We start from the raw sequence: 8,339 nt of genomic DNA on the forward strand, positions 1-8,339 counted from the left end.
CATTCATCGTGGATCACGATAGATCGCAGCGCAAACCGGTCTTGGACTTATGTCTGCGCAGCCAGCACGGTTGACCCATGCAGCAAAGACACTTGGGACGTACTGGATTCACGGCCGGCGCACTGGGACTGGGATGTATGGGGTTCTCCCAGGGCTACGGGCCGGCCGACGACGAGGAATCGATCAAGGCACTGCACCGGGCGGTCGAGCTGGGGGTCGACCTGCTGGACACGGCGATGAGTTATGGCCAAGGGCACAACGAGCAACTGGTTGCGCGCGCCCTGGCCGAGCTGGCCAACCGGGGGGAGGTGAAGGTGGCGACCAAGTTCGGCATCGTCCGGACCGAGCAGGGCGTCTCGCTCGACGGGCGACCCGAGCACGTCCGCGGCTATTGCGACGCGTCACTGGAGCGCCTCGGCGTCGACGTCATCGACCTGTACTACCTGCACCGGGTCGATCCCGAGGTGCCGATCGGCGAGACCGTCCAGGCGATGGCCGAACTGGTCGACGCCGGCAAGATCCGGTACGTCGGCGTCTCCGAGGTCACCGCGGAACAGCTTCGGGCGGCCAACGCTGTCCACCCGATCGCGGCGGTGCAGTTCGAGTGGTCGATGCTCTGGCGCGAGCCCGAGCTCGACATCATCCCGGCGGCGCGCGAACTCGGGGTCGGGCTGGTGCCCTACAGCCCGCTCGGCCGCGGTCTGCTGACCGCCACCCTCGACCACGACACCATCGGGACGAGCGACTTCCGGCGTACCGATCCACGCTTCCTGGACGACAACCTCGAACGCAATCTGCGCCAGATCGAGGCGCTGCGCACCGTGGCCGACAGCCTGTCCATCACCCCGGGCCAGCTCGCCCTGGCCTGGCTACTCGCCCAAGGGGACGACGTCGTTCCCATTCCCGGCACCCGCCGACTCGACCGGGTCACGGAGAACGCCGCCGCCGCCGAGATCGAACTCAGCCCGGCCGACCTGGAGCGCCTGGAGCTCGCCGTCCGGCCCGAGGCCTGGGCGGGTGACCGGAAGTCGTTCGCCGTACCGGCCACCACCCGCACCACGATCTGATCAACCGCCCGCTGTACCGATCATGACCAAGGGGAACGCATCAATGATTACCGTGACCGCCGAACAACGCGTCCAGCCCGGCAAAGAGGCGAAGCTCGACGCGCTGATGGCCGGCCTGATGGAGAACATCGCCCAGCACGAACCCGGTTGTACCCGTTTCGACTACGTGGTCGACGACACCGACCCGACCCGGCGCCTGTGCATAGAGACGTACCGCGACGAGGTCGCCTTCGCGCAGCACGGCGCCAGCAAGTACCTGGCCGACTTCATCCCCGAACTGCTCGACTGCCTGGTCGAGCCGCCGACCGTGGTGAAGTTCGCCGACCGGTTCGCCCCGACGGCCGAGCCGAGCTTCTTCCACACCGGCATCGTGGTTCCCGATCTTGACAAGGCGATCGCGTACTACGCGGACACGTTCGACCTGCAGTTCACCGAGCCCGGCGTGTTCAGCATCCCGCGGCTGGAAGATCCCGACCCGCACCCGTTCGAGCTCACCGCGGTGCTGTCCCGGACCGAGCCGCCGTACCTGGAGCTGATCCAGGCGAACGGCGACGGCATCGTCTCCGCCGACAAGTGCGGCCAGATCCTGTACCACGCGTACTGGGAACCGGACATGGACGCGCGACTCGATTGGCTGCGCACCAGCGGGCCTGGTGTCGACGCGGTCTTCCGGATGGCGGAGGGCTCCACTCCGTTCTCGATGATCACCTCGCCGGATCCCTACGGCAACAGGATCGAGTACGTCGGTACGGACGCCGTCGACCCGCTCACCGAGTGGGCCCGGACCGGCGTTCTGCCGGGTGGGGTCGGCGCCTGATGACCACCCCCTTGCCGCCGGCAACGATCCCGGACCGCGCGGTTAGCCGGCGCAGGCTGCTCACCTTCCTCGGGATCTCGGCCGGCAACTTCCTGGTCCTGCTCGACACCTCGATCCTCAATGTCGCCCTGCCCGATGTCCAGCAGGATCTGCAGGTCGGTGGGGCATTGTTGCCCTGGGCAGCTGTTGCCTACACGGTGGTCTTCGCGGGCGTGCTGCTGGCGTCCGGAGCGGTCTCGGACCGCTTCGGCGCAAGCCGGCTCTACCGCTACTCGTTGATCGCCTTCGCGGTGCTCTCCCTGCTGTGCGCCGCCGCGCCGAACATCGGCCTGCTGATCGGTGGCCGGGCGCTGCTCGGGGTGGCGGCGGCCGGGATGGTCCCGTCGTCGCTCGCGTTGCTGGTGGCGATGTACCCCGAGCCCGCTGTCCGGGCAAAGATGATCGGCACCTGGGCCGCCGTCACGAGTAGCGGGCTACTCGCCGGTCCGCTACTCGGCGGGGTGCTGGTCACACTGGGCGGCTGGCGTTTGGTGTTCCTGGTCAACCCGCCCATCGCTGTACTGTCGTTGGTTCTGGTGCTCGGCGTGGCGAACGTGGTGCCGCCGAAGGTCCGGCCGCTGGACCGGCCCGGGGTGACCTTGTCCATCGTCCTGCTGGGATGCCTGACCTTCGGGCTGATCGACGGCGGCACCAACGGGTGGGGTCGTCCGACGCCGCTGATCAGTCTCGGTCTCGCCGTCGTTGCACTGATCGCGCTGGTCCAGGTCGAACGGCGGGCCGAGCATCCGGTGCTGCCACCGGCGCTGCTGGCCCGGGCCCAGGTGCGGCTCGACATCATCGCGGCGACCGCGGCGACGCTGGTGTTCTACGGGATGCTCTTCATGCTGACGCTGTGGTACCAGCGGGAGCGGGGATTCAGCGCGCTCGACACCGGCCTGGCCTTCGTGCCGATGACGTTGCCGATGTGCGTACTGCCGATGGTGACCGGCCGGCTGATCGCGACCTTCGGCGCCCGCCGGCTGATCATCTTCGGGCTGACCTGTGACGTCTTCGCCGGGCTGCTGCTGACCAGGGTCGGCGTACATTCCTCGCTGCTCTGGATCGTCGTCGCGGAGATCGCGCTCGTTCTCGCCAGTACGACGGCGATCCCGGCGGCGACGGCCGACATGTCGGTGGCCGCTCCCAAGGAGTACGCCGCGTCGGCGCAGGGTGCGCTGAATGCCTCCAGGCAGGCCGGTTCCGCCCTGGGCGTCGCAGTACTGGGTCCGCTGACCTCGCTGCGTACGGCGGGTGTGATCCTCGCGGCCCTGGCACTGGTGGCCGTCACGCTCTCGATCCCCGTACGACGCCAGCAACAGTCGTGAACCTGGATCTGTTGCGGACGTTCCTCACTGTTCACCGAGCCGGCTCGCTGACCAAGGCGGCTGCGCACCTCGGGCTGTCCCAGCCGACCGTCACGGTTCAGGTCAGGAGCCTGGAGGAGAAACTCGGGAAGCAGTTGTTCGTCAGACGCGCCGGCGGTGTCACGCCGACCGGCGTGGCTGACGAATTGGCCGGTCAGCTGGGGCTGCATCTGGACGCCCTCGAAGAGGTGATCGACGGGGTGCTCGCGACCGACCCCGGCAATCAGACCCTGCAGTTCGGCGGGCCGCCTGATCTGACCACAGCGAAGGTGATTCCGGCGCTGGCCTGCCTGATCGAGCGCGGGGTGCGGGTGCGGACCTCGTTCGGTCCGCCGGATCAGCTGATCGAAGGTCTGGTGGCCGGCCGGCATGATCTCGTGGTCTCGACGACCCGCCCCCGGCAAGCCGGGCTCACGGTCGAGCCGCTCTTCGAGGAGGAGTTCGTACTGGTGGCCGGCGTGTGCTGGGCCGCACAGCTACCTGACGAGGTGACCACCGACGGTGGAGCTGCCCTGGATCAGGTGCCGTTGGTGTCCATCGGGGAGGGACTGCCGATCGTCGGACAGTACTGGACGACCGCCTTCAACCGTCAGCCACGGATGCGGCCCGCCATCGTCGTACCGGACCTGCACGCCGCGTTGTCGGCGGTGATCGCGGGTGCGGGCATGAGTGTGTTGCCGACCTATCTGGCGGCGGAAGCGATCCGGTCGGAGCAGTTGGTGCGGCTCTACGATCCGGTGATCTCGCCGAAGAACATGCTGTACCTCGTGACCAGAACGGGACTCTGCCAACCACAGGTGAAGGTCGCCTGGCGTCATCTGATGGCAGAGGCCGAGTACTGGTAGGAGTAGCCATCGGGTTGCGGGCAACCCGATGGCTACTTGCGGTTCAGCCCTCCAGGAGCTCGAGCGCAGCCTCCGCCACACCCTTGGCGGAGGCTGGGTTCTGTCCGGTGACGAGGCGCTCGCTGACCACGACGCAGGGCTCGAAGTTCGGCTTCTTGACGTGCTTGCCGCCGCGTTCCTCGAGCTTGTCCTGGAGCAGGAACGGGACGACCGAGGTCATCCCGACGGCGTCCTCCTCGTCGTTGGTGAAGCCGGCGAACTCCTTGCCGTCGACCAGGTATTCGCCGTTCGACAGCTTGATGTTCACCAGTCCGGCCGGTCCGTGGCAGACCGCGGCGACGACGCCGCCGGTCTCGTAGATCTCGCGGGCGAGGTCACTGAGGCCGGTCTCGTCGGGGAAGTCCCACATGGTGCCGTGGCCGCCGACGTACAGGACGGCTGCGAAGTCGCCTGCCTTCACCTCGGCGGGGGTCGGGGTGGTCTGCAGCTTCTGCTGCATGGTGGCGTCGGCCAGGAAGGCGTTCTGCACCTCGTCGGCCGGGTCGTGGCCGATCATCGGCGGCTTGCCGCCGGCGACCGAGACGAAGTCCACCTGGTAGCCGGCTTCGGTGAACACCTTCCACGGATGGGCGGCTTCGGGCAGGTAATAGCCGGTCGGGCCACCGTGGTCACCGAGGTGGTCCTGGCTGGTCAGCACGAGCAGAACGCGCTGCGGAAGATTCGGCATTGTTACTCCTCAGAGGCATGGGACAGCTGTATACAGTCGGCCGGCCGGGAATAGGCCGATCCCAACGGAGTGTAGAAAACCATCCGGCTAATCACCAATATAATTCCTGATGGAAAGTCATCGAAAAGCTGATCGCCATTCTTGTATGTACATTCGAGACTGCCCGGGAATGTAATCGACGGTCACTGTGACGTCGCCCACAGCCCCGCATTCGGTTAATGAGATATCTGTTGACCCGTCAGGCGGTCTATGGTTTCTTGAGTCGGGCCGAATCGCAAGGCCCACCACCTCGGGGGAGGGCATCGCCTGCGTAGATCCACCATTTCGAGAAACTTTCAATCACTGTCGAAGCGGCGCCGGAGCCGAAATTCCGGCGCACTGCTGCTGCATTCCCACCGCCCTGTGGGGCCGACCATGTGAGGTGTTAATGACTGCACCATCGAGTATCGAAACCATCGCGCCGACACCCGGCGTCGTACCGGAACTGGTCCGGTTCGAAGCCGGCAAGGAAGACATCCGGGAGCTCAAGCGGCTGGTCCGCCGCGGCGGCCGGCCGCTGAACGAACAGTTCGACGCCGACCTGCACCTGAACGAGATCATCCCCAAGCCCTGGGGGTATGAGTACCGCGCCTACGTCGACGACTTCTTCGACTGCTGGGCCCTGCACATCGACGCTCCGCACGGCACGTCGATGCATGTGCACCCACGCAAGCTGACCTATCTGCTCTGCCTTGGTGGGCAGGGGATCGCCACCGGACTGCGGCAGGAGGTCCCGGTCCGCGCCGGGACGATCCTGCGGATCGCCGGCGGCGCCTTCCATGGCACCCGGAACACCGGTGACGAGCCGCTGGAGCTGATCGAGATCGAGGTGCCGCGGAACAAGTTCGACCTGCTCCGGCTGCGCGACGACTACGACCGGACCGGCAAGTCGTACGAGTCCGAGGCGATCGAGCAGCCCGAACACCCCATGCAGCGGGTGCCGCAGCAGGCCAACGCGCACCTGCGCGCCAGTACTCCGGACGGCCGCTTCGGTTTCGAGATCCGGACCGGGATGGATGTGTTCTACCGGCGCCGGCCAGCCGATCTGTTCTATGTCCCGCTGTGCATCTCCGGCGTGGTGCGGCTCGATGTGGAGATTCTCACCAATACCAGCCGCGAAGTGGTACGCCCGGATGTCGAACTGCCGTACCTGTGCATTTCCCGACTTGGTTGATACCTGTTCACAGAGAGGTTTACATAAATGTCACACAGCGCTGTCATTATCACCGGCCCGGGATTTCAGGACCATGATGTGGTCTATACCTATTACCGGCTGATCGAAGAAGGCTGGGACGTGGCCGTGGCCACGAAAGAGGGCGACCCGGTGGTCGGCAAATACGGCGTTCCGTTGCCGATGGACAAGACCGCCAAACCGCTCATCGCGTTCGACGACCTGGCCGACGGTGAATGGGACGCGGTGATTCTCACCGGCGGTCACGAAGCGCCTGACCGTATTCGGCAGGACAAACGAGTGCTTGAATTCGTCGCCGGAATGGACACCGCCGGAAAGGTGGTCGCCGGGCTCTGTCACGGCCCCTGGATCATGGTCAGCGCGGGCGTCCTCAAGGGCCGCACGGCGTGTGCCTATATCGGGCTGCGCGACGACGTGATCAACGCCGGCGCGACCGTCGTGGACAGCGACGTGATCGTCGACGGCAACATCATCACCTGCTCGTACTACGCCTACGTGGGCGCCTTCATGCGGGCGGTCTTCGAGACCGTCGAGAAGCTGGCAGCCTAGTTTGTCCATGCTGATCCTCGACTTCGACGGCGTCATCTGCGACGCGTTGGAGGAGTGCGCGCTGGTCACCTGGTTCGGTCTTCAGGACCGGATCCCGCCAGAGTCCGGTCCAGCCCTGCTGGGCCAGGTGCCCGCCGCGTTCGTCCGGCGTTTCGCCCACGTCCGGAACTATTCGCGACTGCTCGACCACTTCGCCGTCGCCGGATCGCCGGCCGCGGACGAGGTGCGGACGCAGGCCGAGTTCGATCGGCTCTTCGCGTCCCTGGATCAGCGCGAGGTCGCCGAGTTCGTCACCCGCGCGACCTCCGTCCGCAATCGGCTCCGGGAGACCGAGCGCGACTTCTGGCTCGGCCTGCACACCCTGTACGCCGGAGTTCCGCAACTGCTCAGGCGCCATGCCGGCAAGGTGGCTGTGGTCACGGCGAAGGACGAACCCTCGGTCTGGGAGATCCTCCGCCGCCACCGGCTGGACCGCACCGTGACGGCCGTCGTCGGGGAGTGCTCGCGCAAACCGGAGGCCGTCCGCAGGCTCGCCCGGCAGGCCGGTGTCGCCCCGGCCGACGTGATCTTCATCGACGACAACCTCACCAACGCGGCCCGGGTCCGCAGTGCCGGAGCCCAGGTGTTCTGGGCGCAGTGGGGATATCAGATCCCCGAGCATCGGGCCGAGGCAGCAAGGCAGGGCATCCGCTCGCTCGAGCTGTCCGAGCTCGGATCCGTGCAGTTGGCCGCTTCCCAACCATCGAGACTTCCACAGATCGGAACCACTATGACCATGACAAAACCGGAGATCCTGCGCCGCAACGGCCGGACCCGGACCATCACCCCGGAACCCGAGCCCGAGACACCGCTGATCCGCTCGATCGGCGTACTGGCCTACGACAAGGTCAGTGAGCAGGACTGCCTGACCCCGCTGGAGATCTTCAAGGGCGCAGCGATGGTGGTCAGCGGCGCGATCTCCCCGTGGGAGCGGGAGACCGCCCCGGAGAGCCTGGAAGTACAACTGGTTGCCGTCACGCCGGGTGTCGTCACCATGCAGATGGGGACGCAGGTCGTCCCGGACGCAGCGCTGGATGACACCCGCACCTACGACCTGCTCTACGTGCCGGGCGGAGTCGGCTCCGGGGAGATGGCCAAGAACGAGCGCGTCCTGGAGCTGATCCGCCGGCACCACGACGAGGGGAAGGTCGTCGCCGCCAACTGTTCGGGCGTCGGGGTACTGGCCCGGGCCGGCATCCTCGGCGGCAGCCCGATCACCTGCGTCGCGGCGGTTGCGCGTGGGCTGCGGGGCGAGGGCTACAACGTGCCGACCAGCCGCCGGATGTGGATCGGCAGCCCGGAGGAGCGGATCTGGACCGCCACCGGCTCGTACGGCGTCAACGGGAGTGCGGTCGCGATCGTCGCGCACTACCTCGGCCGCGAGGTCGGCACCATCGTCTCGATGATGTTCGACACGCTGAGCGGCCTCGGTGAGGTCATCTTCGAACCCGTGGGCCCGGAGTTCTACGAACACCCCGAGCTGGAGAAGTCGTTCCAGGATCTCTTCGAGGACATGTTGCTGCCTGCCAGTTGAGCAACGCCGTGGCGTGCCCCCCCCGGCACGGCACGACCCGCTTAACACCCCGACCAGCGAGGGAGCCCGATGTGTGAGTCAGCCATATCTCCCACGCAGCGGCACCCGGCGATGGCCCCGGACCAGC

Annotated in this window: 8 protein-coding genes; 7 read left to right on the top strand and 1 reads right to left on the bottom strand. The window is 66.7% G+C overall.

The annotated features are described in order from the left end of the window. Positions 1-77 precede the first annotated feature (77 nt). The 4 genes from ABZ004_RS09115 to ABZ004_RS09130 are packed head-to-tail and all read left to right on the top strand — an operon-like array spanning position 78 to position 4,132. Positions 78-1,067, top strand: a complete 990-nt coding sequence (locus tag ABZ004_RS09115) for an aldo/keto reductase (protein WP_355679251.1) — start codon at positions 78-80, stop codon at positions 1,065-1,067. Positions 1,068-1,110: 43 nt separating this feature from the next. After that, positions 1,111-1,884, top strand: a complete 774-nt coding sequence (locus ABZ004_RS09120; RefSeq protein WP_355679252.1) for a VOC family protein — start codon at positions 1,111-1,113, stop codon at positions 1,882-1,884. Then, positions 1,884-3,248 (top strand): MFS transporter, encoded by a 1,365-nt coding sequence (locus ABZ004_RS09125; RefSeq protein ID WP_355679253.1) that lies wholly within the window; start codon positions 1,884-1,886, stop codon positions 3,246-3,248. Before ABZ004_RS09120 ends, ABZ004_RS09125 begins: the two co-directional genes overlap by 1 nt. After that, entirely contained in the window at positions 3,245-4,132 is an 888-nt protein-coding gene (locus tag ABZ004_RS09130; protein WP_355679254.1) for a LysR family transcriptional regulator, read from the top strand. The genes ABZ004_RS09125 and ABZ004_RS09130 overlap by 4 nt, the downstream gene beginning before the upstream one ends. Positions 4,133-4,175: 43 nt before the next feature. Here ABZ004_RS09130 and ABZ004_RS09135 read toward each other — a convergent pair whose 3' ends face one another. Continuing rightward, a complete protein-coding gene (locus tag ABZ004_RS09135) occupies positions 4,176-4,859 on the bottom strand; it encodes a type 1 glutamine amidotransferase domain-containing protein (RefSeq protein WP_355679255.1) in 684 nt (227 codons plus the stop codon). Positions 4,860-5,286: 427 nt separating this feature from the next. Here ABZ004_RS09135 and ABZ004_RS09140 point away from each other — a divergent pair, with 427 nt between their 5' ends. The 3 genes from ABZ004_RS09140 to ABZ004_RS09150 are packed head-to-tail and all read left to right on the top strand — an operon-like array spanning position 5,287 to position 8,212. Continuing rightward, entirely contained in the window at positions 5,287-6,072 is a 786-nt protein-coding gene (locus ABZ004_RS09140) for a cupin domain-containing protein (RefSeq protein WP_355679256.1), read from the top strand. A gap of 27 nt (positions 6,073-6,099) precedes the next feature. Further along, positions 6,100-6,639, top strand: coding sequence for a type 1 glutamine amidotransferase domain-containing protein (locus ABZ004_RS09145; protein WP_355679257.1), 540 nt, complete (start codon positions 6,100-6,102; stop codon positions 6,637-6,639). Between the two features lie 7 nt (positions 6,640-6,646). Next, positions 6,647-8,212, top strand: a complete 1,566-nt coding sequence (locus tag ABZ004_RS09150; protein ID WP_355679258.1) for an HAD-IA family hydrolase — start codon at positions 6,647-6,649, stop codon at positions 8,210-8,212. Positions 8,213-8,339: the final 127 nt, after the last annotated feature.

This window comes from Kribbella sp. NPDC006257, from assembly GCF_040613535.1.
In the GTDB taxonomy this organism is placed as follows: Bacteria; Actinomycetota; Actinomycetes; order Propionibacteriales; family Kribbellaceae; genus Kribbella.

Coding starts and splice junctions, on each gene's coding strand:
- ABZ004_RS09115 (WP_355679251.1), top strand. CDS start 78: ATGCAGCAAAGACACTTGGGACGTACTGGATTCACGGCCGGCGCACTG.
- ABZ004_RS09120 (WP_355679252.1), top strand. CDS start 1,111: ATGATTACCGTGACCGCCGAACAACGCGTCCAGCCCGGCAAAGAGGCG.
- ABZ004_RS09125 (WP_355679253.1), top strand. CDS start 1,884: ATGACCACCCCCTTGCCGCCGGCAACGATCCCGGACCGCGCGGTTAGC.
- ABZ004_RS09135 (WP_355679255.1), bottom strand. CDS start 4,859: ATGCCGAATCTTCCGCAGCGCGTTCTGCTCGTGCTGACCAGCCAGGAC.
- ABZ004_RS09140 (WP_355679256.1), top strand. CDS start 5,287: ATGACTGCACCATCGAGTATCGAAACCATCGCGCCGACACCCGGCGTC.
- ABZ004_RS09145 (WP_355679257.1), top strand. CDS start 6,100: ATGTCACACAGCGCTGTCATTATCACCGGCCCGGGATTTCAGGACCAT.
- ABZ004_RS09150 (WP_355679258.1), top strand. CDS start 6,647: ATGCTGATCCTCGACTTCGACGGCGTCATCTGCGACGCGTTGGAGGAG.